The following is a 25,594-nucleotide window of genomic DNA, read 5'->3' on the forward strand; positions in this document are numbered from 1 at the left end:
ATGAAATGCGATATCAAGATGATGTTAAGAGCCGGGCTCGGGCTCGCCGTTCTGGTTGCGGTTGTCTACACCACATTTCCTGCTGCGCGCCAATCGCTCATGGCCTTGACGCCGGCACTGTTCTTTCTGCTTTGCTCTCTGATGATGTTCTTCATGATGAAGGGCATGCAGTCATCTTGCCATGATGAGCAGAAAACCACGAAACAGGATACCGGATCGGAGGTAATGAGGCGTATTGCAGCTCCGATGGTGGGTGGGGATGATTTCTTCCACTATCCTCACACTCATTGTCATCCCGGTATTCTATACGCTGGTGAAACAGCATCGATTAAGGCCTCGTTAATCAACGGATGGTGGATGAGGGGGCACAAGCTGCTGAAACATCTGTTCTTCAGCAGCTTGTGTTATCAGAGCATCATTCCGTGGGTTATCGCCCCATTCAATCGCGTGAGCCACGAAGCCGGAGAGCGTTGAAAACCACCGATGCCGAGCTGAGACTCATTGCGAGTGCGGCGAACATGGGTGAGAGCAGAATACCCGTGAGGGGATACAACACACCGGCTGCGATCGGGACGCCAAGCGCATTGTAGATAAACGCGAAACCCAGATTTTGCTTCATATTAGCGACGGTACTATCGGAAAGGTGCCGTGCGGTGGAGATTCCACGCAAGTCGCCTTTGACCAGGGTTACCTGAGCGCTGTTCATGGCAACGTCTGTACCCGTCCCCATGGCGATACCTACGTTAGCCTTTGCGAGAGCCGGGGCATCGTTAATCCCGTCCCCAGCCATAGCTACAATACAACCTTCAGCTTGAAGCTGTGTGACGAGGTCAAGCTTGTCAGCAGGTTTGACTTCGCCGTGCACTTCGTCGATTCCCAATTCCTTGGCAACAGCGTTAGCCGTTGCAATACCATCGCCGGTTGCCATGATGATACGAATCCCCGCTTGCTGGAGATCTCGCACTGCTTCCAGCGTGCTCTGTTTGATCGGGTCGGAGACAGCCAACAGGCCTGCAAGTTGGCCATCCGAGGCGAGATACATGACACTCGCACCTTTTTCGCGCAATGAGTCGGCGATGTTTGTCAGGTGGGTAACATCAATCCCGTCTTGCTGCATCAGAGCAGTATTGCCCAGGACCAGCGACTTACTATCGACTTGGCCACGAACGCCGATGCCGCTACCTGATTCAAAATCGTCGACTGCACTGAGTGTGAGGCCGCGCTCGCGCGCCGCGTTCACAATAGCGTCGGCAAGTGGATGTTCACTGCCTTGATCGAGGCTCGCTGCAAGACGTAGTACTTCATCGGCAGTTATGTCACCTGCCGGAATTGCTTGTTCAAAAGCCGGACGTCCTTCAGTCAATGTGCCGGTTTTATCAACAATCAGAGTATCGACTTTGCGGAAGTTCTCAATCGCGGCGGCATCGCGAAACAGCACGCCTTGCGTAGCGGCTTTGCCGGTTGCCACCATGATGGACATGGGTGTGGCCAGCCCCAACGCACACGGGCAAGCGATAATCAGCACCGCAACAGCATTTATCAAACCGTACACCCAGCTCGGTTGCGGACCGAAGAACCCCCAAACGAACAGAGTTGTTATGGCGATGACCACTACAGCCATAACGAAGTAACCGGCAACCAAGTCAGCCATGCGCTGCATGGGAGCGCGCGAACGCTGCGCCTGCGCTACGAGCTGCACAATCTGAGAGAGCACTGTGGCAGAACCCACTTTCTCTGCCCGAATCACAAGCGCGCCTGAAGTATTCATCGTCGCGCCAATCACCTTGTCTCCGGGTCGCTTGCTTACGGGGAGTGGCTCTCCGGTCAGCATCGACTCATCCAATGAGCTATTACCTTCCTCTACCGTGCCGTCAACCGGGACTTTTTCACCAGGGCGAACGCGCAAGCGATCACCTTCATGTACGTGATTCAAAGGCACATCTTCCTCAGTGCCATCCTTGTTGATCCGCCGTGCTGTCTTAGGCGCCAGACCGAGCAAGGACTTGATGGCAGCTGATGTTTGCGAGCGTGCCCTCAACTCAAGCATCTGACCCAACAATGTCAGCGAAATGATGACAACTGCTGCTTCAAAATAGACTGAAACGCGGCCCATCGACATGAAAGTTTCGGGGAATATGCCCGGTGCTATCGTTGCGACAGTGCTATAGATAAACGCCGCTCCAGTACCAAGGCCTATCAGCGTCCACATGTTCGGGCTGCGGTTCACTATTGATTGCCAGCCCCGTACAAAAAATGGCTGCCCTGCCCACAACACTACAGGTATTGAAAGAACGAGTTCGATCCATGTTTGCACGCCCATGCTGAACCAGCCAAGCTGCGGGCCGAACATAGCAAGTATTGTCACGATGACAGTAAACGGCAGCGTCCACCAGAACCTGCGTGAAAAATCTTTCAACTCTGGATTGTTATCATCATCCAGACTGGGCATCAATGGCTCAAGAGCCATGCCACACTTTGGACAGGTTCCCGGGTGATCTTGCAGGATCTCCGGATGCATAGGGCAAGTGTACGTCGTGCCGGGCTCATGCGGCGTTGTATGTTCCTCCGACTTGGAGGGATCGAGGTACTTTTCCGGGTCATCACGGAATCTACCCAAACACTTGGTGCTGCAAAAATAGAAAGACTTACCCTCATGCTCCATGTGATGGGATGAATTCTCTGTAACTCGCATGCCGCACACGGGATCTGAGAGCGGCGCATCTGTGTGCGACGGATCCACGTGGTGTGGATGTTCTGATTGATTCTGCCTCATAACAACTAATCCTCTCGAGGTATGTGCCAAATTCCGTATACGCGTGCGTATAGCCTCATGACTGCATACATTTACTTCTTTTCAGCACCACTTTAACCCACTACAGGATGAAGAAGCCAGAAGTCTGCGCACCTAACAGGAACCCTTTGGAAGAAGCATGGGACGACGAGGCCGTCGATAACATGTAATTGATTGTCATTTTCTAGATCGGCTGGCTCCGTCGTTTTTTGATGGCCGAGATCTCTACCTGCCACGCTCTCAACTGTCGAGGTAAATCTGGTCAATAAAATCGGATATATGACACGAGGATTACATGAATGTAACGATAGAGTCATCCGCGTGACAGCGGCGCCGCCTATCATCGGAATAAAAGAATGTGCGGCATTCAGGGGACTGAATCATGATTGAACACCATAAGCTCTCTGTGTCGATAGTTAAAGAATTACCGAGGCAAATATGATGCATTCCAATATTAAAGGTCGTTCCTGGTTGGCAGGTTTATTTTTGCTTTCCGTGATCAGCGCTGGCACGGCAACCGCATCGGAGTTGGTCGCTGAAGTTTGGAAAGACCCCGACTGCGGTTGCTGCAACGAATGGATCCAGCATCTTGAAGAAGCCGGCATCCAAGTCCGCACTTTCGATATCGGCAACACCGCTATACGGGAACAGTTTGGCATCGCAAGACAGTTTGGCTCCTGTCATACCGCCAGAATCGGCGGCTATGCCATCGAAGGCCATGTACCGGCTGCCGATATCAAGCGTCTCCTGAAAGAAAAACCCGAGGCCATCGGCCTGACCGTGCCCGGAATGCCGATCGGGTCACCTGGCATGGACGGCCCGCTCTATGGCGACCGCAAAGACCCCTACGACGTTCTGCTGATCCATGTCGATAGCAGCACCAGCGTCTATCAAGCCTATCGCTGATCGATGCGATGAAACGGCCAATGTCCCGGTGACCTTCGGGATCAAGAGGAGAACGCAGTCATGAACACAGTGGATCTCGACGTGCAGGGTATGAGCTGCGGCTCATGTATCGCGAAAGTCACCGATGCGCTGAAAGAGCTGCCGGGAGTCGATGCCGTGGAAGTGCATTTGGCCACCGGCCGCGTTCGAGTTCGAGGCAACTTCGATCACGGCAACGATCTGCTGCTGTCGACGTTGCAACGGGCCGGGTATCCCGCGCGTCTGGCACGCGGCGACACCCTGTCCAGCCAATCAACAGGAGGCGGCGGCCGAAGTTGCTGCAGCCAAAATTCTAAAACATAAGAAGAGGTGTAATGCACATGAACCGTACTACTCAATTTCGCTCTCTGATTGTTGGTGCCTGTCTTGCGACCGGCTTACTGATCACATCGGTCGCTCAGGCCCATATCTCCCTCGTCAAATCCATACCGACGGCCGATGCTGTTGTCACGACACCGCAGCAGATCGATCTCGTCTTCAGTGAACAGCTTGTACTTCGCGCCTCGCGCTTGGAGCTGAGCGTCATAAAGGACGGTGGGGCCGCGGAGAAAGTCGAGCACATCGACGTTGAACTCATCAACGACGGCAAGACGCTGCGCGCTACGTTGCATAACCCCCTCGGAGTAGGCGTCTACCAGGTGCAATGGCGCGCCGTCGGTGATGACAACCATCCGATGACTGGCGAATACAGCTTCACCATCAAATGAGCGGGCGCCAACATCATGTCCAGTCTTCCCGACTACACGCTTCGGTTCATGCAGTACCTAGACTTGATGCTGCTGTTCGGATTGCCGCTATTCGCGTGGTACGGTCCGGCCGCCTCAACGACCAGCGGCGATAAGCACCCACCCCTGCCCAGATGGGCCTTGACCCAGGGGCTCCTGATCTGTGGGGTGCTCGGCTTGGCGCTGGCGGGCATTGAGATTGTGCGCAGCACGGCTGGCATCATGGGGGTCGCGGTTTCCGATCTGGCGCGGGACGACTTGGCCTGGTATCTGTTCGACACCCCCGCTGGGCGCGCCGGGCTGACGCGAGCATTCCTGCTGGTTCTGCTGCTTGCTGTACTCGGCTGGCAGTCGCAGCGCGCCGAGCGCCCATTCCCCATTCGGCGAGTGACCCTACTGGCCGGCGTGGCGCTGGTCAGCCTGGCGTGGAATGGACATGCTGCCAGTGGCGAGGGTGTGAGTGGTACGGTGCGGCTGGTGGCTGGTATGGCGCACCTGCTCGCTGCCGGCGGCTGGATCGGGGCCATCTTCGCCTTGCTGATTTTGTTCGTTCGTCACGGCAAGCCCGCCGCGGGTGAGGGCTTGCACATGCTGTGGCGGGCACTGCACACCTTTTCGCGGCCGGGCACGGTCTTCGTCGGCGTCCTGGTGGTGACCGGCATCTTTCACTACGGGGATCTGGTCGGCTGGTCCATCGCACCGCTGTTCCACAGCCGGCACGGCAACCTGATGCTGCTCAAGCTGGCGCTGTTCGCTGCGATGCTGGGCCTCGCCGCCTTGCATCGCTGGTGGTTGGTGCCCCGGCTCGAACGTGACATCCATACCGGCGTCCCTTCGCACTCTGCACAGCACCTGCGACTGAGTGTGACCAATGAGGCAACGATCGCGCTCCTGATTCTGGTAAGCGTAGCGGTACTCGGCACCCTCAGCCCTCATGGATGACAACACTTGGAGGCCAACAGGTGGACAACAACCAACCAGGGACTTCGTGCATCTCATGCACGAGTGATGAAGGGGCCTCATGGAGCTACGTCATTTACGGTGTTTCATTGCAGTTGCAGAAGAACTCCATTTCGCCCGCGCTGCCGAGCGGCTGCATATCGAGCAGTCGCCGCTGTCACGGGCCATCAAGGAACTGGAAGAAGAACTGGGCGTGTCGCTGTTTGCGCGTACTACGCGCAGCACGCGGTTGACCCGAGCGGGCACGCTGTTTCTTGAACATGTTCCTCGCGTGTTCGCTGCACTTGAGCAAGCGCGTGACAGCGTAAGGGCTGCGGCCAGTGGTTTCCACGGTCAGTTACGCATTGCCTTGTCCGATGGTATTACGCCGTCGCGATTGCCCGCTTTGTTGGCACAGTGCCGTTTGCATGAACCAGAGGTCGATATTCGTTTGTTCGAGGTGCCGCTGTCGCAACAGATCAAGGGATTGGTTGATGATCTTTACGACGTGGGCTTTGCGCAGTCTGACGATGTGGGCGATAACATCCTCGCCGAGCCTGTCTGGTCCGAGCCATTGATGGTCGCGGTGCCCGAACGGCATCCTATCCTGAGTCACAAGCGCATTCCTCTGGACGAGGTGCTACGCTATCCGCTGGTGATGTGTGATCCGGTCGTATGCGAAGGTCATGTGCGTCAGATCGCCCGCGTGTTACGCACTGTGGATGCAGAGCCGCTGGTGGCTGAACAGGTTGCTTCTTTAGACTTAATGATGACGCTGGTGTCGGCAGGCTTTGCGCTGGGGCTGGCAGGTGCTTCGCAAATCACCGCCAGTCGTGAATTTGGTGTTGTGGCGCGGCCTCTTGCAGGGCGCTCGCCTATTCTCACCACCTACTTGCTGTGCCTGCGTTCTTTGGTAGCTCGCAAGCTAGAGTTGATCGTCTGAAGAGTGAGGGCAGCGAATTCATTGGAGACATCGAGACGTTTAGAAAGGTTTTTCAGAGCCGGACAGGCATAACTATTTCAACAATCCACGGCGTGAAGGGGGCGGAATTTGATGCAGTGATCGCCTATGCCTTGTTAGAAGACATGGTGCCGCACTTTAATGACCCGAACGGCCAAGAAAGTGCGCTGAAACTGCTGTATGTCATCGGATCACGCGCAAGGAAGAACTTGCACCTGATTTCAGAACGGGGGCGAATTCGCCAGTACTCTGATGAAGAATATCAAGCGACTCGGCAACTGGCCGCCTGCAAGTTTTCATACGACCAAGTTTAGTGATTACTCGATTTAAACTATGGCAAAGGGAGACAGAATCGCCTGAAGCGCAGGAAAACGGGTGTGTCATAAGCTAGAGCGGCTGCGGGATCTAGCATGGTGCAGGTCGACGTGGAAGAGAGCACATTCAGACGTTGCATGGAGTATGACAACGAATTGTGCTCTCTGTAACTGCCTGCTATGGCATGCTGGGGCTTGCTATCTCGACGCTCTCATATGGCTCCTAGCCCACAAAATGACCAACGTGAGAAGAAGCATCAATCCAGCCTAGCCCATTGCTCTGCATAGCTTTCTGATCCGATATTCCCTCACGCCGAGCACTTGACATCTGCCATTTTTTAAGGTCGTTAAAATCACGAAAATGTAATTCAGAGGTAAGATTATTGCCCTGGATCACTACAAAAGTCGTAAAATTAACCTAAATATTCCCGTAACAATGCTCTAAGTCGTACAAATTACTGCGATCCCCGTAAAAGTGACGACTCTCATAGCCATCTATAAGAAGCTATTCAGTCAATGCAGGCCACTTTACGCCGCGATGCATAATTTCCAAGATAGACTTTTCTGGCTCATCAGCATTATAAAATCCCCAATAATTCTTAGTGTGTGGAGTTTTTAGCCGATTATGGATATTTCCGACATCGAGACACTGAATGAAAGCGTGAATTCTCCCATCTGGTCCCATCGCTTTGATAAGTAAGCAGCGATCGTCCTCACTATCGAATATCATATTTTCATGATCGTTGACCAAATACATATCTTCCTCCTTGATTAACTCTGAAAACTATCTATGCACTGCTGAATTATACCCAGAGATTCCGTAAGTCTTGAACTGACATCTTTCGCAGTAAAACGTAATATCCGCCAGCCATGGAGTGTCAGTAGATTCTGGCGTTCACGGTCACGTTGAAATTTATCTTTAAATGAATGGGCCGTGTGGCCATCCAGTTCGATGGCAAGCTTATGAGCTGGAAAGGCAATATCTATCTGAAACTTTCTTCCAGGGATTGCACCTTTTAATTCCCATTCACATTCTGGCCAGTACACCTGACAGCACTCAAACAGTACTCGTTGAGGTGATTTTGTCTTTGATCGCTTTTTACCAAAACCTGCAGGAAGTTTCTTTCTGACGTTCGCACTGTCCCTCTGGGCGATAAGCCCAAGTCGTTTAGCGTCTTCCTCAGACAGCCTGATGACCATGATCGAATACCCTCAATCTAAATTGATTTCAGGTTCTCATGGATCTGGGATCACGCAAGTTTGAGTCTAAATTTACTGAGAGGTTTGGATTTTTCGTTTGTTGCCTGTTATGGCCAGTGCCTGTTTACGATACTCATCGACGCTTACAGGAGAAGAGGAAGCCTCTCTTTCTTGAGGCTGATGGAGTGATTGCTTTTCTATTGCAGATTTTTGTTCCATTTTCAGCCGAGCAGCCACTTGTTCACTCGACTCGCCAGGGCGTGCAGCATCACGAATCATTTTGTCAGTAATTGCGCCGGGCTTGGCTTTGAATTCAAACTGGATATGGGTAATCACTTTGCCTGTCTTTCTTAGACCGTACTTAGCATCCAAATTTGAATGAACAGAGTTCTAGTTAGGAATAAGTTTTCATACACTTCTCCAAATGTCATCTATGTCTTTCCTTTCTGGTGATAACAATATCCGCTTGCAAAAGTAATTGAGTACTTCTTTGAGCAACTAATTTAGTACTTATTTTTTATAGCTACATTACCGCTTTTTGATAAAGCGATACAGCTAAGTTAATGAAATAACTAACATAAACACTATTAATGCCATACATGTCCTTAGAAATGAGTTAGATGCCCTCAATTGCTGTAATAGCAACTTTCAAAAACAGCACATATGGCAGAAATAGTGGTTAAGTACGAAACATCTTTCCTTTAAAGTGATAGTCGCTTTTCTTTCCAGCGATGTGCCAGTAGATAAAGCGCTGGTAATACCACTAACGTCAACAAAGTTGATGAAATGATTCCACCTACAACTACGGTTGCCAGCGGACGCTGTACTTCAGCCCCAGTACCGGTATTTAAAGCCATTGGCAAAAAGCCAAGGCTTGCCACTAACGCTGTCATCAAAACAGGTCGAAGCCGCTGCATTGCACCATCCTTTATTGAATTCAACAATGTTTCACCTGTTTCGCGAAGTTGTCGAATAAATGACAGCATGACAATTCCGTTTAATACGGCAATACCTGATAGCGCAATAAATCCGACTGCTGCTGAGATTGAAAATGGCATATCTCTAAAGATTAATGACAATATACCGCCAGTCAACGCTAAAGGTATTCCAGTGAAGATTAATAAAGCATCTTTCAAAGATTTAAATGCACCAATTAACAGAGCCAGAATTAAAACTAACGTTACCGGCACGACAATAGACAATCTTTGTGTTGCAGATTGTAATTGTTCAAATGTACCGCCATAGTCAATCCAATAACCTGGTGGGATAGTTAATTGTTCATTAATAGCTGATTCAATTGCACTAACAAATGATCCCAAGTCGCGATCAACTACATTAGCGGACACCAGCACATGGCGCTTACCATTTTGACGGTTGATCTGATTAGGTCCAATGTATTCTGTAATCTGTGCAATCTCACCCAACGGTACATACGATAAATCCGGGTCATCACTGTGATTTAATGAAACTGGAAGTTTTTCAAGGTAATTGACGTCTTGTCTCATCTCATCAGCCAATCTTATTACCAGCTTGAAACGTCTATCACCTTCATAAATCAATCCAACATTACTACCGCCTATTGCAGTTTGAATAGTTTGTTGCATATCTTGAATGCTTAGACCTAGTAATGCCAAATGCTCGCGATCAGGTTCAATTGACAGCATAGGCAGACCGGTAATCTCTTCCATACGAACGTCAGCTGATCCATCCACATTAGAAATAATCTCAATTGCCGACTTGCCAACAGTATTGAGTTGCTCCAGATCATCGCCATAGATCCTAACCGCTACATCAGCCCTGACGCCTGCAATGAGTTCATTAAAACGCATTTCTATAGGTTGGGTAAATTCATACTTATTACCCGGTACAGCTTCAACCGCCTCGCGTAATTGCGTTAGAAATTCAGCTTTGGTTTGAGTGGGATCAGCCCATTCTGCTCGGGGCTTAATGATAAGAAAGGTATCGGCTACACTTGGAGGCATAGGATCTGTTGCAATATCTGGTGTGCCAATTTTTGAGAAAACACGCTCCACCTGATCAAAATCACGAATAACCGATTCAAGTTGATTTTGCATTTCAACAGCTTGTTCAAGACCAGTACCGCTAATTCTCAAAGCATGCAGAGCAATATCACCTTCATCCAGTTTGGGTAGAAATTCCGATCCCATGCGATTGGTTAGGCTTGCCGTCCAGATGACGAAAAGAACCGCTGCAAGACTCACCATTAAAGGCGCGCGCATAGCCAGTCCGAGAAATGGTCTATAAACAAATCTAGCAGAGCGCATCAATAAGTTTTCACGATGTTGAACATTTCCTCGGACAAATATAGCCACTGCCGCAGGAACAAATGTCACTGAGAACAATAATGCGCCAATCAAAGCAGCCATAACGGTGAATGCCATGGGTTCGAACATCTTGGCTTCCACGCCACCCAAGGCAAACAAAGGTAAATAAACCAGCATAATAATTAACATACCAAAGACGGCTGGATTAAATACTTCACGAGTGCTCTCAGTGACCTCTTGAAGACGTTCCTTTAAGGTAAGTAGCCGTCCCAGCCTATTTTGAGCTAGGCCAAGTCTTCGTAAAGCATTTTCTACAACAATGACTGCACCATCAACAATCAGGCCAAAATCAATAGCGCCAAGGCTCATAAGGTTCCCTGAAACGCGATTATTAACCATTCCAGTAACAGCAAATAACATACTGAGTGGAATGACCAGTGCAGTAATAAAGGCTGCTCGAAAATTTCCGAGTAAAGCAAATAGTATGACAATGACTAAAAGCGCTCCTTCAAATAAGTTTTTCTGAACGGTAGCGATGGTTTCTTCTACTAAAGTCGTTCTTGTATATACCGCTTCAGCTCTCACACCTTCTGGCAGACTTCGATTGATTGTTTCTAATTTTTCAGAGACGGCTTTTGCTACAATCCGACTATTCTCACCAATCAACATGAAGGCTGTGCCTAAAACTGTCTCCTTACCATTTTGTGTCGCAGCCCCAGTTCGGAGTTCTTTGCCATGAATAACTTCCGCTACATCACCAATCTTAACCGGCATATCATCACGTTTGGCAATAACCACATTCCGGATGTCATCAAGTGTCTTAAGTTGACCGGGAGACCGAACTAACCATTGTTCACCATAACGTTCTATGTAACCGGCACCAACACTTTGATTATTCTCCATGAGAGCTGCTGAAACATCAGCTAAGGTAAGTTTGTTTGCAAGTAATTTGACTGGATCTGGTGCAACTTGATACTGACGCTTATAGCCACCGACACTATTAATTTCAGTTACACCTGGCACGGTGACCAACTGCGGTCGAATTATCCAATCCTGAATCGTTCTAAGATCTTCAGATGTATAAGGCTGACCATTTTCGTTTAGAGCATCTTCATCGGCACTTATTGCATAGGTAAATATTTCGCCTAATCCACTCGCTACAGGTCCCAGTTGTGGGTCAGCTTCCGGTGGAAGTTCGCTCCGAATTGACAATAATCTTTCGGTTATTTGCTGTCTTCCCAAATAAATATCAGTTCCATCTTTCAGTACAACTGTTACCTGAGATAGTCCATAACGAGAAATTGATCGTGTGTAGTCGAGTGAGGGCAACCCTGCCATGGCGTTCTCAACAAGGTAAGTTATCCTCTGTTCAGCTTCTAATGGGGAATAACCTGGTACATCGGTGTTAATTTGCACTTGTACATTGGTGATGTCAGGGACGGCATCAATGGGTAGCTTTAAAACGTTGTAGACACCATATACTGCAATTAGAAGGGTTAGAAACAGCACCAACCAGCGTTGATTTATTGCAAAGCGAATAATCGAATCAATCATATCTTATTCCTAGTGGTCGTGGCTGGCGCCATCTTTCAAGACTTCTGCCTTAAGAAGATAGCTATTGTTGATGACGTATTTAGTGCCTGGTTTGAGGCCGCCGGTTACTTCAAAATAATGTTTATCTTGGCGGCCTAACTGAACCATTCTGACCTCAAATACATTGCCAAACTGACCGAAAACCACAGGCATTTCTCGAAACGTTTGAATAGCAGAGCGTCTGACTGCAAGTGGGGCTTCGATACGTTCCACGACAACATTAGCTACGACATGCATGCCAGGCCGCCACGAACCGTCGGTGTTAGGAATAGTTGCTCTAGCTCGAGCAATATGGCCCCCGGTCATTTGGGGTGATAGGTAATCTACCTTGCTTTGAACAGTTTTCTCTCCATGAAGATCAGTTATTTGAACGTCCATTCCTTTTGTAATCTGCTCAATATCTTTGGGGAACATCGACATTTCTATCCAAACCTTGGATAAATCACTTATCTCTAATAAAGCTCCTATATCGGTATGAACGCCTGGTTTGACTTGGCGAGAAGTGACTTCCCCATTTGAAGGGCTGTTCACATCGTAGGTTTGTAAAGTCTGCTGATTCAGTACGGTGAGTAAACGTTGGCCCTTTTTGACTTTATCACCGGTTTTTACTAAGACTGTTTGAACAATTCCAGGGTAGGGGGCGTACACATCGAAGATATTGTCTTCTGACTTTGTGACAATCCCATATACCTTATTAGTAATAGTGAGTGTTTGTGGACCAGCTATTTCTGTTTCAATTTTAGAGAGATCCAGCAATCTATCGTTAATCTCAGTACGTCCCTCATAGCTTTCATAATGCCAGTGATAATTATTGCCATCTAAATTGGCGGAAACTTCGACTCCATAAGAGTGAGGTTCAATAATTTCAAGATCACCAAGTAAGTATTCTCCTTCAGCATTGAAATCGATTAAATCTTGCTGACCGCCAGTCCGCTCGAGTGTTACAGTCATGGCGATTTTTTCTGGTGAGATGGGAGTACCATCTGGGTGGTATGGATAAATGCGCATTTCAGGGGGGATACCTGATTCAAAAATAGTGACTTCTAGATTCAAACCATCACTTTCTAACAGTCGACCACCATGAGGGCCTTCAGCTGGTTCTTCATGAGTAGTGTCATCATGTCCATGGCCATGTCCTCCTGCAGCAAATAAAGGTGTATGAAATACAAAAACGAGGATTATTAAATAGAATTTCATGATTTATTCCTTAATAGCAGCGTCTTGCGTAATAACGCTTATTAGGTTATTTCCGGTTAAGCGCTCTAATTCCAGAAACTGAAGATGTACGGCGTGTTGGGCTTCGATACGTTCACGTTCAAAGTTGAAAAGCTCATCCTGAGCATCTACCCATTGCAAAACGCCATATTGGCCGAGTTGATACCCACGTTTGACTTCACTCAACAAAGAGTCTGCGACGGGTTGTAACTCAGACTGCAACCTTTCAAGATGATGGAGGTTACTTTTCATAGAAACTTGGATTCGGCCGAGGGCTATTTCCAACTGCTTTATTAATATTTCTTGAGTTGCGAGTGTTTCTTCATATTGCGCATGAGCGCTTGCAATATTGCCTTGGTTTCGATCATTCCATTGCAAGGGCATAGAAAAACTGAAAACTAACGCATTATCATTAGTGGCTTCTAATCGTCTGATACCTGCTCCCACAGTCACATCCGCTTTGCTTTCGGCTTTCGCTAATGACAAACGTGCTTCATTAATGCGTGAATTAGCAGCGCTTAGGAGATATTCAGGTGTTTCCTTCAAAGCCGCTTTCATAACCACATCACTGGGAATTTTGGGCAGGCTACTTAAAACACCTTCTACTTTGTCGAAGTCAGGCTTATCAAACCAATTAGCAGACAAAACGTGGAGGGAATTCAGATGTTCAGATGTTAATTGCGCTTGTTTGGCTTGAGATTTTGCCAATCGAAGTTCCATGCGCATTACATCAGCTTGTCCGACAACACCCGCTTTTGCTGAGCCTGTCCTGATTTCTGTGTAACTGCCATTTTCAGACTAATCCGGTTAACCGGTCTTCAAACTCAATCATAAATCGGTTCAGTGCCGCCTTCCAGTTTCTGATGGGCATGGTCCATTTCTTCGAGGCATCGAGAATAGCCAGATAAACCACTTTACGTGCTGAGTCATCACTGGGAAACAGTTTGCGTTTCTTGATGGCCTTGCGGATAACGCTGTTGAGCGATTCTATCGCATTAGTCGTATAAATGGCCTTGCGGATGTCCTCGGGATAATCGAACAGCGTGTTCAGGTTCTGCCAGTGGCTACGCCAGCTTTTGCTGATTTGCGGGTATTTGCCGTCCCAGCGCTCAGAGAATGCATCCAATGCCTTGAGGGCTTCCTCTTCGGTCACTGACTGATAAATCTGCTTCAAATCAGCTGTCACGGGTTTGTAGTCCTTCCAGGGCACAAACTTGACGCTGTTTCGCACCATATGAACGATGCATAGTTGAATGCGGGTGTCGGGATAGACGGCATTGATGGCATCGGGAAAGCCTTTAAGACCATCTACACAGGCAATTAAAATATCTTTAACGCCCCGGTTTTGCAGTTCGGTCAGCACATTCAACCAGAACTTGGCACCTTCGTTTTCCGCTATCCACAGGCCTAACAGGTCTTTATGGCCTTCGAGGTTGACGCCCAGTGCCAGGAAGATGGATTTGTTGATGACCTGTTTGTCCTGACGGACTTTGACCACGATGCAGTCCAGATAAACAATCGGATAGACCGCATCAAGTGGTCTCGACTGCCATTCGATAACTTCGTCAATCACCGCCTCGGTGACTTTGGAAATCAGCGTCGGCGAAACATCCGCATTGTACATTTCCTTAAAAGTAGCCTGGATTTCCCGAGTCGTCATGCCCTTGGCATATAAACTCAGGATTTTATCGCTCATCGAGGTGAAACGCCGTTGATGCTTGCCAACAATCTGGGGTTCGAAGCTGCCGTCACGGTCACGGGGTGTGGTCAGCTCAAACGTGCCGTCTTCGGTCTGGAGCTGCTTGCGACTCAAGCCATTGCGGCTGTTGCCTGATTCTGACTGAGCATGCTTTTCATAGCCCAGATGTTCATCCAGCTCTGCATTCAGGGCCGCTTCAACGGTGATTTTGGTCAACATCTGGCTAAACTCAGCCAAGTCTTTTTCGGTTTTGATGCCCTTAGCTGCCTCTTTGGCAAAGGCTTCCAGTTCTTTCTTATTCATCTGCTTATCTCCTTTCGGTCAATGATAAGCAGTTACACAGAATTTTTTACAGTCCCCTTTTGCTCGATGTTTTATGACTTGCAAAGCTTCATTTTCAGACTTTATACGCTGTTCGTTCCACTCAATAAGATATTGAAGTCGTAAGGTGTCGTAATAATCACGCATCATACTGGCGACTACATCAAGACGTTTAATGGCATAGTCTCGTTGCAAAGCTTCAGATTGTTGATCCACAACATCCATACGCTTCTCGATCTTGTTACCAAGTTCAAGCACTTGGCTCAAAGATAACGTCAGCTCACTTCCTGCCAGAAATCTAGTGTCACCTGTTCCCAAGGCATCTTCTAAATCAATATTCATTCTGGGATTTGGTTTCAGGCTTGCCTGAATCAATTGCCCGTCAATAGCACGCACGTGATAAGGATAGAGTTGCAACTGGGGATTCTGTTCGAGCGTTCTTTGTGTTGCAGTTGATAAATTAATGGCGGCAGAAACATTTGGATAAGCCAGCCAAAACAGCGAGACAACGGTTATCAGCCATTGACGCTTTAAGTTACGTAAATACATTGTTCCATTCCCATAGCAATACCTGCGCTAGTCAGGCGTTAAGAAATTATCAAAAAGCTAGGGGTTTAGGCGTTGGGTGGGGGTATGGGAGGTGTATAGGTTCGAAAAAATAGGCGTGAGTATGACTCTTCACCTAATGAATAATCAGATACGCAGAAAAAAAGTGGATTATGTTCGATTACATCACCAACAATATGAAGATTAGAGTGATGGGAATGATCTGCATCATTTTGATCTTCTAAATCATCCTGATGTTGTAACTCTGTAAAGTGATGATGTGCATGCGTATCGTCATGGATGTGTTCATTCAAATGCAAAAAAGCAGCAGCGGTACTGGAAAATACCATGCATACAATCAGCAAAAAGGATGTGAGATAGTTTGACTTCACGAAGAACACTATTGAAAAATTCCCGCCAGCTTATATTGGGAAATGGTTTAAAGCAACTTTGTTTGGGGCAGTTAAAGGATATTTTTCTTCTTTAACCCTTGCTGACATGTCAACGACAATCCAATTTTGACCCACTTTCCGACAAAGTAAAATTGACCCACCCTTGGCGACTATTCGTTAATTTGTTTATACGTTACTGGGGCTATCCCAGCAGTTTTCTTTCCTTTCAATCGATAACTGTTTCCTGAGATCTGCACAATATGTGCGTGGTGTAAAAGCCGGTCGAGTAATGCTGCTGTGAGTGCCTGATCATTGGCAAAAGCTGTTGCCCATTGTGAAAATGGTAAATTACTGGTCACTATCACGCTGCCTTGTTCATAGCGCTTAGCAATCACATTGAAGAACAAGGTGGCCTCTTCATGCCCGAAGGGCAAATAACCAATTTCGTCAATGACCAACAGTTTGGGCCCCAGCACACTGCGTTTCAGATAACCTTCCAGTCGATCCTGCTTCTTCGCAGTAGCCAGTTGCAACATCAGGTCGGCTGCTGTGATAAAGCGTACTTTGATACCTTTTTGAATCGCTTTGCAAGCATAAGCAATGGCCAGATGGCTTTTGCCGACACCACTCGGACCGAGCAGAACAATGTTTTCGGCCCGTTCGATAAACGCCAGGCTATTGAGTTCCTGCAATTGCTTTTTGGGTGCACCGGTGGCAAAGTTGAAGTCGTAGTCCTCAAACGATTTAATTGCTGGCAATCCGGCAAATTTCTGCAAGGTCTCACGTGTCCGCTGCGTTCTGGCATCCACTTCAAGGTTAAGCAGCTGCTCCAAAAAGTCGGCTAGTGTAGCGCCTTTACCCGCTGCGGTATCGGCCACCGCTGACCATTCCACTGCCATCGTATTGAGTTTGAGTTCTTCACAGGCCCGCTCAATCCGTGCCATCTGCAAGTTCATCGGCTCATCTCCAGCAACTGGTCGTAGGTGCTTAGCGGATGCTGCAGACTCTCAATCGGGAGAGCGTGACGAGATGGGAAAGCAACGTGTTTTTCTTTAATCACGCATGCCGGTAAGTCAGCCAATGCCAACTGCTCTTTAATCAACAGCGTTTGCGGCTGCTGTCCGGTGGTGCCATGGCAGCGCTGATGTGCTACCTCTCGTAACCAGGGACCGACTTGACCATTAGCCGTATCAACATCCAGCACCAGTCCCGCTTGTTTCAGAGTAGCTGCCAGCGGTGTGATAAAGCTGTTTTTCAGATAACCGTTAAAGCGCTCGACCTTTCCCTTGGTTTTCGCCCGGTAGGGCCGACAGGCACGAAGGCGAAAACTATAGTCTGCTGCTAACTGCAGCAACTTGTCGTTCCAGCGGTGGCGACCATCACCATATGCATCGCGTTCAATCATGATGCACTTGGCATTATCAAACAGGATCTCTTTGGGCACACCGCCGAAGTACTGCAAGGCGGCTTCTATTCCCGTGAGCCAGTCCTCTTGACGCTCATGACTGCTGAACCGTACAAAACTCGCCCGACTGTAACCGAGTGTGGCAACAAAGGCTTTGAGTTTGCTGCGTCCCCGTCGGATAGTGGTAAAGTCGACCTGCATCTGTTGACCCGGCAGGGTTTCAAACCGAACCACATCTTCTTGTAACGTTGGTTTGAACTGCCGGATGTAGTTTTTGACGATACCTTCCTGACCAGTAAAGCCTTGCTCTTTGATTTCCCTGAACAATACCGTGGCGGGGATCCAATAAGGTTTTGCTGCCGCAATACGTTCAAGTAAATAAGGTTTAAACGGGTCCAGTTTTGATGGTCTTTCTTCGCGTGGACCATAACTGGGTGAACGGGCTTGGTCACGCAGATAATTACGGACTGTGTTCCTGGCGATCCCGAGTTGCCTACTGATGGCGCGGATACTGTGACCCTGCCGGTGTAATACATGTATTTCCACTAATGACTCCTGATTTAACATCGCATTTCAACCGCCATCCTGTCGTTACAAATGACGGCCATTTTGCCTCAGGTGGGTCAATTTTTGATTGTCGTTAGTGGGGCAGTTTTACATTGTCGATGACACTGACACGTTCCTACCCAGTAGCTTTAGGGGGAATAAGGATGATGGATATAGAGCACGGTAGAGACTTTAATGATTAGTGATGGATTGTGGTTATCAGTTAATTATTACTGCTAAATCAGCAAGTCTTAAGTTCATTTAACCCGGATCCAGATATTGGTCGGCCAAATCAACATTTACCCGCCTAAATGTGGCCAATTTGGGTGATAGTCATCTATCACATATAAATGTGCGTGTCGCACTCCATCCTTGGTAGTGATGCCGCTTTGGGTATGTGCATGTTCGGTTGGCAGTGTGGTGTGTTCGTGCTCAATCACTTCAGGGTCTTTAGTAGGCCAGACCCTTAAAGCTATTAAAATACATAGTGCGCCCGCACTGCCAAGGACAGCAAATGTTAGGGGCATGCCATAATGCGTTCCGAACCATCCTGCCAAAGGATAGAATAATAACCAGCACGCATGCGACAGAGCGAACTGGGCAGCAAATAAGGCAGGGCGATCCTCTGGGTGAGAAGAGCGACGCAATAATCGCCCTGAAGGTGTCTGGGCAGTGGAGTAGCCTAATCCGAGTATAAACCACAACACCATAAGCGATGCTTGGCTCACGGCCAATATCCCTAAGAACATACCAATGATCATCAATCCGATACCTCCGAGCATTACGCTGCGATCCTGCAGCTTATCTAACAAACGCGGAAGGACTAATGCCGCTAACATTGAGCCAAGACCAAAACCGGTTAATGCTAATGCTACAGCGCTTTGTTTGAGGCCAAACTCTGCCTGAACAATCACCACGGTGTTGACGAAAACCATTGATGCAGATGCAGCCACCGCAGCATTAACAGCCAGAAGGCCACGTAATCGGGGCGTCGCTAAATAAATACGGAGCCCACGAAATGTTCGGTCATAAATACTACGGCGCTTTGGTGATGGATGCCTTGGTAGTATCACCGTTGCAACTAAAACTGCTGAAGCTATGAATCCCACAACAGTCCCGGCAAATAGAGCATGAAAACTAATCACAGTGAGCAGAGCTGCAGCCAACATTGGACTGATTAAGTTTTCCAGGTCGTAAGCCAGACGTGATAAAGACAATGCTTTGGTGTAATCTTTTTCTTCTGGAAGCACGTCAGGTATGGTCGCCTGAAAAGTAGGCGTAAAAGCCGCCGATGCCGCCTGTAACAAAAAGATGAGTACGTAGACTTCCCATATCTGAGAGACAAATGGCAGTGCTAAGGCAACACCCGCACGAACAATATCCAGCGTAACTAACATGCTACGACGAGGAAGGCTTTCGGCAAATGCTGCTGCGATAGGTGCAATGCCAACATAAGCGATCATCTTAATAGCTAACGCCGTGCCAAGAACCAAACCTGCATTTTCTCCGGCTAAATCAAAAGCCAATAGTCCTAAAGCCACTGTGGCTAGACCAGTGCCGATTAATGCAATGACTTGGGCAGCGAATAAATGTCTATATGTGCGATGAGCTAAGATTTCAAACATAGTCGCCTTAAGATCGAATCGGTGAGTTAGCTTAATTTGAATAGTTTCACTACACAATATGCTCTGACTGGGTTTCCCACAATTTAACGGACACTTTTCATAAGCATGTTTTAACATGAAAGGAAAAGTAGAAGATGAATCAAATGGGAACACGCAGAAAATACACCGATGAATTTAAAGCAGAGGCCATCAGGCTTGCGAGTCAACAGGACAGCTCGATTCAGGGAATAGCGGACGATCTGGGAATCAACTCTGGCATGCTGCGACGCTGGATAAAGACGGCCAATGGCGTGCCAAGCACTCAAAAAATATGGCTGACGCTGAGCTGAATAAAGAGCTTGTCAGGCTTCGTCGGGAAAATGCCAAATTAAAAACAGAGCGTGACATTATAAAAAAAGCGCTGGGCTACTTCGCAAAAGACCCGCAGTGAAGTATGCCTTTATCGCCAAATACAAAGTGATTTGGCCGGTGAGAATGATGTGCCGGGTCATTGGCGTGTCGCACAGCGGGTTTTATGATTGGCTGGTCAGAAAGCCAAGCCGTCGTGAACAAGCTAACCAAATCATTAAAGCCCATATACAGGAAAGCTATCACGGCAGTGACCGGACCTATGGTTCCCCGCGTGTATGGCGTGATTTATATGATTGGGGTATTACCTGCTCTGTTAACCGGGTTGCTCGGCTGATGCAGAAACTAGGGCTCATGGCGCGACGCAAACGACGTTATAAACCGAGCGATAATGGTGTCAGAGCGCTTCATGCGATTGCACCAAATGATTTCCTTTACACCAGGATCGATAACCCGCTTTTTTAGATCAGTGACGCGTTTATAAAGATTTTGCACCTGTAATCGTTCTCGAAATTCATCAAGTGTTATCTCAAATCGCCCAACACCAGACCACTGCGAAAACATCTCATACATCCGAATCGAATAAACGCTCTCAAAACGAGCGATATGAGTCAATTTATATTTAGTGAAGCTGGATGTGAGGCTGGAGAGGTAGGGGATGATACCGGCAGAGAAAATCATCACCAGCCGTCCTTCACCGGGGATGTAATCAATTGAACTGATCCAGCGAGTTTTACGTTTCGTGATAGCGGGGTTAGATGGATCGGGATCATCAATTAAAACGGTTCGCTCATAAAGCTTCTCTGAAGCCGCCTTTAAAGCGCGATAGATATTTTTATTGTCCTCTAAACCTACTAAGTCCTGAATATCCTGAGCATGCACTTCAAATGTCATGTTTTCCTCAAGGCTGTTGCGAGAATCAATCTGTGAGATACCCGCCAGCAAAACACGTTGCTCATTCAATGTAAGCCTATAACTGGCTTCAATTAGCTTGTTTGATTTAACGATCAGCCTGTTATTTTCATTGGACATCTTCAAAACCTATACAACGACATCACCGGTTGGTGTCTCGAAATATATACCTGAAGAATTTTATTTCATACCGTAAATCTGTCGTTCTATCGTACATCCACAGCTAGCGAGGCTTCATTAGAGTCATCACACCTTGACATCCTCCCCGGCCTAAAGGCCGGAGATTCCTACGGCGCTCATCCCGGCATCGCGCCGCAATGAGTTGCTTCGGTGGGTTCCTGCTGCTGGCGACATTACTGCGTCGCTCACTTCACAGGCGCAACGGGCGTGTCCCGCCCTGAGAATGTTGATCGCACCAACTACATCGGCGTTTTCCTCGAAGCCGCACGCAACACACCGGAACCGGGCTTGTGTGCGTCGGTTCTCTTTGGCGACATGGCCGCAGCACGGACACTTCCGGCTGGTGTTTTGGGGTGGTACGGCAACGAGTTGTCCGCCATTCCAAGCGAGTTTGTAGTCTAACTGGCGGCGGAACTCATACCAGCCTTGATCTAGGATGGCTTTATTCAGGCCGGATTTGGCCTTGACGTTTCTGCCCGGTGTCTCGGTAGTGCCTGATGCTGACTTGGACATATTCCGAACCTGCAAGTCCTCGATACACACCATCGCGTGGTTTTGGCTGACCGTGGTCGTGGCTTTGTGCAGGTAGTCGCGTCGGGCATTGCCGATATGGGCATGGATTTTCTGGACTTTGGCTTTTGCCTTTTTCCAGTTGTTGCTGAACTTCTTTTTTCGGCTCATGGCTCGCTGAGCATTCACCAAGGCTTTTTCTTGGCGTTTGAAACTATTGAGCGGGGCGAAATAGCTGCCGTCGCTCAGTGTGGCAAAACGGGCAATGCCCATATCGATGCCGACAATGGCGGTCGACGGGTGGATAGGCGCTTCGACTTCGCGCTCGGTTTGAATCGACACATACCACTTGCCTTGTTTGCCGGATACGGTGACGTTTTTCACAATACCCAACACTTCCCGGCTGTTGCGGTAGCGAACCCAGCCTAGTTTTGGCAGAAAAATCCGGCTGTTGCCTTGGTCGAGCTTGCAACCTTGCGGATAGCGAAAGTTATCCGACTGGCCTTTCTTCTTGAAGCGAGGAAAGTCTGCGCGTTTCTCGAAGAAGTTTTTATAGGCTCGTTCCAGGTCTTTAAGCGTTTGTTGCAAGGGTTGGGAATGGGTTTCAGATAGCCATTGCGTTTCGCTACTCTTGCGCCACTCGGTCAGTTGTTTGCACAAATCGGCATAAGACAACTTCTTTTTGCTTTCTGCGTAGTGCGCTTGTTGCAACGCCAATGCCTTATTGAATACAAAACGGCACGACCCGGCGAAACGGCGCATATTGCGCTGTTGTTCGCCGTCCGGCATTAATTCGTATTTGAAAACTTGAAGTCGTTGCATGATTCAATCATACTCTGGTCTATGGGCAATGACAATGACATTAGGCACGGTAGACACTGTGTTTTTAAGATGCACGTTCATCTGGTCTTTGTGACTAAATACCGCCGTGGTGTATTCACAAAAGCCATTCTGGACGACCTTCAAGAAATCTTCTCCAATGTATGCGCCGACTTTGAAGCGGAGTTGGTGGAATTCGATGGAGAGGACGATCACGTTCACCTGTTGGTGAACTACCCGCCTAAGGTGGCAATATCGAAACTGGTTAATAGCCTGAAAGGCGTATCCAGTCTTCTTATCCGAAAAAAGAACTACCCAAGCATTAAGAAGAAACTGTGGGGCGGGGCCTTGTGGTCGCCAAGCTATTTCGCTGGAAGCTGCGGCGGTGCGCCGATTGAAATCATTCGGCAATACATCGAGCAACAGCAAACACCTCATTAAGTATTCAAAGGACGGCGCTGCCGTCCGCGCTATTCATCCCCGCCCTGAACGACGGGGCTTTTCGCGCAATCCGGTAAATCTGTCGTTATGAAGGAATAAAGCCGGTAAAGCAGCGCCATCTGTACAGATAACCGTAAAAACGTCGTCATTTACCGTTTATTTGTCGTTTTAATGCTGTCCTGGCGAACCGTAATTTTGTCGTTATTAAAATGCCAAGCACACCTACGAAACGGTCATTCATGGCAGATAAAACCTTGCTATTGCTATGTTTAACAACGGGTAACCGTAATTCTGTCGTACTGTACCGTTAACTTGTCGTTTTCAGGCGATAAAATAACGCCGTAAATCTGTCGCACTATCGTGTGTAAAGTATTGATAATACTAACTTTAAAGGGTTTTTATTTTTTTTGGTATCACGTAGCAGTCAATTTGTCGCTGTTTGCCGCTTATTTGTCGCTCTAAAACCGTGTATTTGTCTCTGTAGTACCGTATTGTTGTCGCTTTGTAACCGTTATGATGTCGTGGTGAAAAGCCGTAAAGTCAGATATAGCAACAAATTGGAGATGGCTAAAACAGTAAAAGGTTTTAAAAGAGAAAATAGAAGCAATATTCTGGCAGTCAGTATTGTTCTCTTTTAGGCACATCTCCTTTGTCCAAGATCGACTTACATTCCGTTTGTAACATCTAACAGGCAAAGTACGATCCGAGAAGATGATAGATAAAGCCACCCTTCACATGAAAGGTGGCTTTTTTGCATCAGGCTTGTTTAAGCATGGCGGCATGGCATTTCAGGTTCGCTAAAATCCCCTCAACGCCAATTTCAGGCCGGTTTTTCATCAGCTGAGCCAGAAACAGACTACGAATTTCATAAACGTCACTGGCCGAGATAGGCACGGCGATTTGATGATGGTCTTTGGCAGACATATTCACAAAGTAGTTTTTGCCCTGATTTTCAATCATCAATCGCTTGGTATTGTCTGCACCGTAGTTGGTAAGCTCAACTTTTGGTAATAAACCAAACATCACAGCGGCAACACTGGGTAAATCACTACGAGTGATCTGAATGCGTAATTTTTGATTCCAATTGTACTGGCGAGTGGCCACGGACATCGCACCATCAACGGCAATAGTGGCATCCCCGCCACGGGTTTCATCATAGGCAAAATAGAGTGCTGAATGTCTGCCATAGACATGATGGCCTACAAAATTACGTTTTTCAGTATCGACTTGGTGCTGACCACCAGCAGGTTCTTGGTGTTCTGCTGCAGGTGCATTGGGATGCGCCACTGTTCGGGCCGGTGCTGGCTGATTGATGGTCGATTGCTGGACGGGTTTTGACTGAGCCACTGGCCGTGGCTGTCTGGGTGGGGGTGTATCCATATTATTTTGTGCGGGGGCGGCATCGAGCATCGGTTGACCCTGCGGCTTGTCTGCAACAAAGACTAAATCAGGCTGTTCTTTGTAGTGGCCGATGATACTCAGCACATCATCACGCGCCTTGGCGTTATTGGTGCAATACTCCAACGCTTTCGCAAATAAAGGGACTTTACTCACAACCGCCAGGCCTTTTTGGGACAGGCGCAGGCGAATACCGGCGGTGGCCAGTGTTTGGTTAGTAGATTCAAGAGTAAGCGATGTCATAAAAACCTCCGTTTTATGTGTTTATGACTGTCATATTATAACACATTCACATTCACGCAACCCCATAACCAGCCTGACACTCCGCGCCATGAAAGCTCACATCTTTCGAGCGGTGAAAATCTTTCTATTTTGATTTCCTTTCCTTTTATTTATCGCTTATTTTATTTTATTTACGGCTACGCCGGGTCGTCATGGCAGTTGGAATATTCCTTTGCACGGCTCCTCCGTTAAAGAGACGAGCGCGATACGATCACATCGGCAGGTCAATTTGGAAAGGCGTGTGCTACGAGAGAGGGGGTTAGGGTTGCTTAAATGTGTCTATGTTATATTATAACTATTAATACTTCTGAATTAGGGTAACTGATGGAACATTCAACGGAGTTGATGAAGCTTATAGAACGCTTTGAAGCGGTGTATTTGCCACTTCGCGATCAACAGTTTGCCGTCGCTGACTTTGTTCGGGGGGATACGTCCTATCCGTTCTGGGCACATTTGAATGCCGACAGAAATACGGTGGCACTGTATATCGAAGCGTTGGAGTACATGGAAGACGATGCACAAGCTGGAAGCACAAGCTCTATGCCTGCTGTCTTGGGTGTATCGTATGAGATGCTGGCGGAGGTGCGATCCATAAATGATCTGCGTGATGAGTTGGCCAGATTTCTTCGCAGTACCGACAAGGAATCAACACTTGAGGGTATGCCTTTGAGCAAGTACTTGCTGGAGAAAGTCGGTTTACGTCGGCTGAATCGTAAAATGGCCGGTCGCACCTTTCGCGTACTTGAAAAACGCCCCGAATCTATCAGTTTTACCTGGTCACAATCAAGAACGATTCTGAAACTCTCCCGAGAGCAGGCAATCGAGTCGGCTGCACGAAAAATCAATAAAACACCAGACAAAAAGCAACGTAAATTACTTGAAGCCGAGCAATCAAAGCTGATGTTACTGCCAGAAGGTGAAATTCTGGCGCGTGTGAACACGCCTGCCCCGCAACCCAAGGTCAATATCCTCATTGAAGGCAAGCGTATCCCGGTAACAACAGCCCATTTACCGCTGTTTTACCCGGCAAATGAAGGCGATCCATTGCCGGTTATCGTGCCACTTCCTAAAGAATGGCATCAGAGAGTCCGTGTTAGACGCTCAGATGCATTACTAGAGGCAGAGCCATATTGCCCGCTTTTGAATATTCATCGTTATTTACCGGAAGACAAATTAAGGAAGCAGAAAAAATGAATAATCCT

General features: G+C 48.0%; 23 protein-coding genes and 4 pseudogenes. 11 read left to right on the plus strand and 16 right to left on the minus strand.

The genetic code is table 11. The features are described from left to right. Positions 1 to 21: 21 nt before the first annotated feature. Positions 22 to 180, plus strand: a pseudogene (locus AC08OG_RS15250) (DUF2933 domain-containing protein); the annotation flags it as partial. Between the two features lie 30 nt (positions 181 to 210). Beyond that, a pseudogene (locus AC08OG_RS15255) lies at positions 211 to 343 on the plus strand (efflux RND transporter permease subunit); the annotation flags it as partial. Between the two features lie 96 nt (positions 344 to 439). Here AC08OG_RS15255 and AC08OG_RS15260 read toward each other — a convergent pair. After that, complete coding sequence (locus tag AC08OG_RS15260) at positions 440 to 2,773, minus strand: heavy metal translocating P-type ATPase (RefSeq protein WP_482930606.1); 2,334 nt, start codon at positions 2,771 to 2,773, stop codon at positions 440 to 442. Between the two features lie 456 nt (positions 2,774 to 3,229). Here AC08OG_RS15260 and AC08OG_RS15265 point away from each other — a divergent pair, with 456 nt between their 5' ends. The 6 genes and pseudogenes from AC08OG_RS15265 to AC08OG_RS15290 all read left to right on the plus strand — a co-directional run. Beyond that, the gene (locus AC08OG_RS15265; RefSeq protein ID WP_304917932.1) at positions 3,230 to 3,697 is read left to right on the plus strand and encodes a DUF411 domain-containing protein; all 468 of its coding nucleotides are present in this window, start codon (positions 3,230 to 3,232) and stop codon (positions 3,695 to 3,697) included. A gap of 60 nt (positions 3,698 to 3,757) precedes the next feature. Next, positions 3,758 to 4,039, plus strand: a complete 282-nt coding sequence (locus AC08OG_RS15270) for a heavy-metal-associated domain-containing protein (RefSeq protein WP_482930607.1) — start codon at positions 3,758 to 3,760, stop codon at positions 4,037 to 4,039. Between the two features lie 17 nt (positions 4,040 to 4,056). Beyond that, complete coding sequence (gene copC / locus AC08OG_RS15275) at positions 4,057 to 4,443, plus strand: copper homeostasis periplasmic binding protein CopC (protein WP_068810637.1); 387 nt, start codon at positions 4,057 to 4,059, stop codon at positions 4,441 to 4,443. A 15-nt stretch (positions 4,444 to 4,458) separates the two neighbouring features. Then, complete coding sequence (copD, locus tag AC08OG_RS15280; protein ID WP_482930608.1) at positions 4,459 to 5,403, plus strand: copper homeostasis membrane protein CopD; 945 nt, start codon at positions 4,459 to 4,461, stop codon at positions 5,401 to 5,403. Between the two features lie 79 nt (positions 5,404 to 5,482). Next, positions 5,483 to 6,343, plus strand: coding sequence for a LysR family transcriptional regulator (locus tag AC08OG_RS15285; RefSeq protein WP_482930609.1), 861 nt, complete (start codon positions 5,483 to 5,485; stop codon positions 6,341 to 6,343). Continuing rightward, a pseudogene (locus AC08OG_RS15290) lies at positions 6,304 to 6,675 on the plus strand (3'-5' exonuclease); the annotation flags it as partial. The gene AC08OG_RS15285 and the pseudogene AC08OG_RS15290, both read left to right, overlap by 40 nt. Positions 6,676 to 7,180: 505 nt before the next feature. On the opposite strand, the gene AC08OG_RS15295 reads toward AC08OG_RS15290, so the two are convergent. From AC08OG_RS15295 to AC08OG_RS15350, 12 genes are all read right to left on the minus strand, one after another. Next, positions 7,181 to 7,432, minus strand: coding sequence for a hypothetical protein (locus tag AC08OG_RS15295; RefSeq protein ID WP_226069832.1), 252 nt, complete (start codon positions 7,430 to 7,432; stop codon positions 7,181 to 7,183). A 14-nt stretch (positions 7,433 to 7,446) separates the two neighbouring features. Next, the gene (locus AC08OG_RS15300) at positions 7,447 to 7,875 is read right to left on the minus strand and encodes a DUF559 domain-containing protein (protein ID WP_226069833.1); all 429 of its coding nucleotides are present in this window, start codon (positions 7,873 to 7,875) and stop codon (positions 7,447 to 7,449) included. A gap of 72 nt (positions 7,876 to 7,947) precedes the next feature. Beyond that, positions 7,948 to 8,211: a hypothetical protein gene (locus tag AC08OG_RS15305; protein ID WP_226069834.1), complete on the minus strand. Its 264-nt coding sequence runs from the start codon at positions 8,209 to 8,211 to the stop codon at positions 7,948 to 7,950. A 365-nt stretch (positions 8,212 to 8,576) separates the two neighbouring features. Beyond that, positions 8,577 to 11,714, minus strand: coding sequence for an efflux RND transporter permease subunit (locus tag AC08OG_RS15310; RefSeq protein WP_482930610.1), 3,138 nt, complete (start codon positions 11,712 to 11,714; stop codon positions 8,577 to 8,579). Positions 11,715 to 11,723: 9 nt separating this feature from the next. After that, positions 11,724 to 12,950: an efflux RND transporter periplasmic adaptor subunit gene (locus AC08OG_RS15315; protein WP_226069836.1), complete on the minus strand. Its 1,227-nt coding sequence runs from the start codon at positions 12,948 to 12,950 to the stop codon at positions 11,724 to 11,726. 3 nt (positions 12,951 to 12,953) lie between these two features. Beyond that, positions 12,954 to 13,676, minus strand: a complete 723-nt coding sequence (locus AC08OG_RS15320) for a TolC family protein (protein WP_482930611.1) — start codon at positions 13,674 to 13,676, stop codon at positions 12,954 to 12,956. 85 nt (positions 13,677 to 13,761) lie between these two features. After that, on the minus strand, positions 13,762 to 14,970 hold the full coding sequence (locus AC08OG_RS15325) for an IS256 family transposase (RefSeq protein WP_482930612.1): 1,209 nt from the start codon (positions 14,968 to 14,970) through the stop codon (positions 13,762 to 13,764). Positions 14,971 to 14,988: 18 nt separating this feature from the next. After that, positions 14,989 to 15,537: a TolC family protein gene (locus AC08OG_RS15330; RefSeq protein ID WP_482930613.1), complete on the minus strand. Its 549-nt coding sequence runs from the start codon at positions 15,535 to 15,537 to the stop codon at positions 14,989 to 14,991. Positions 15,538 to 15,602: 65 nt separating this feature from the next. Further along, on the minus strand, positions 15,603 to 15,884 hold the full coding sequence (locus AC08OG_RS15335; protein WP_226343164.1) for a hypothetical protein: 282 nt from the start codon (positions 15,882 to 15,884) through the stop codon (positions 15,603 to 15,605). Positions 15,885 to 16,096: 212 nt separating this feature from the next. Then, positions 16,097 to 16,882: an IS21-like element helper ATPase IstB gene (gene istB / locus AC08OG_RS15340; protein ID WP_482929749.1), complete on the minus strand. Its 786-nt coding sequence runs from the start codon at positions 16,880 to 16,882 to the stop codon at positions 16,097 to 16,099. Continuing rightward, complete coding sequence (istA, locus tag AC08OG_RS15345) at positions 16,879 to 17,898, minus strand: IS21 family transposase (RefSeq protein ID WP_482929750.1); 1,020 nt, start codon at positions 17,896 to 17,898, stop codon at positions 16,879 to 16,881. The genes istB and istA overlap by 4 nt, the downstream gene beginning before the upstream one ends. Positions 17,899 to 18,176: 278 nt before the next feature. Further along, positions 18,177 to 19,502, minus strand: coding sequence for an MFS transporter (locus AC08OG_RS15350; protein WP_226069839.1), 1,326 nt, complete (start codon positions 19,500 to 19,502; stop codon positions 18,177 to 18,179). Between the two features lie 143 nt (positions 19,503 to 19,645). On the opposite strand from AC08OG_RS15350, the pseudogene AC08OG_RS15355 reads away from it, so the two are divergent. Continuing rightward, positions 19,646 to 20,276 (plus strand): annotated as a pseudogene (locus AC08OG_RS15355) (IS3 family transposase); the annotation flags it as partial. On the opposite strand, the gene AC08OG_RS15360 reads toward AC08OG_RS15355, so the two are convergent. After that, positions 20,196 to 20,882 carry a RepB family plasmid replication initiator protein gene (locus AC08OG_RS15360; protein ID WP_482930614.1) on the minus strand — a complete coding sequence of 229 codons (687 nt, stop codon included), beginning with the start codon at positions 20,880 to 20,882 and terminating at the stop codon, positions 20,196 to 20,198. The pseudogene AC08OG_RS15355 and the gene AC08OG_RS15360 overlap by 81 nt on opposite strands. A gap of 150 nt (positions 20,883 to 21,032) precedes the next feature. Further along, a complete protein-coding gene (locus AC08OG_RS15365) occupies positions 21,033 to 22,274 on the minus strand; it encodes an RNA-guided endonuclease InsQ/TnpB family protein (protein ID WP_292411106.1) in 1,242 nt (413 codons plus the stop codon). A gap of 21 nt (positions 22,275 to 22,295) precedes the next feature. On the opposite strand from AC08OG_RS15365, the gene tnpA reads away from it, so the two are divergent. Next, complete coding sequence (gene tnpA, locus AC08OG_RS15370) at positions 22,296 to 22,712, plus strand: IS200/IS605 family transposase (RefSeq protein ID WP_226069670.1); 417 nt, start codon at positions 22,296 to 22,298, stop codon at positions 22,710 to 22,712. Between the two features lie 756 nt (positions 22,713 to 23,468). Here tnpA and AC08OG_RS15375 read toward each other — a convergent pair. Further along, positions 23,469 to 24,353 carry a hypothetical protein gene (locus AC08OG_RS15375; protein ID WP_482930615.1) on the minus strand — a complete coding sequence of 295 codons (885 nt, stop codon included), beginning with the start codon at positions 24,351 to 24,353 and terminating at the stop codon, positions 23,469 to 23,471. A gap of 363 nt (positions 24,354 to 24,716) precedes the next feature. On the opposite strand from AC08OG_RS15375, the gene AC08OG_RS15380 reads away from it, so the two are divergent. Next, positions 24,717 to 25,586 carry a DNA replication terminus site-binding protein gene (locus AC08OG_RS15380; RefSeq protein WP_482930616.1) on the plus strand — a complete coding sequence of 290 codons (870 nt, stop codon included), beginning with the start codon at positions 24,717 to 24,719 and terminating at the stop codon, positions 25,584 to 25,586. Positions 25,587 to 25,594: the final 8 nt, after the last annotated feature.

It is taken from the genome of Methylophaga sp. F7, assembly GCF_056863975.1.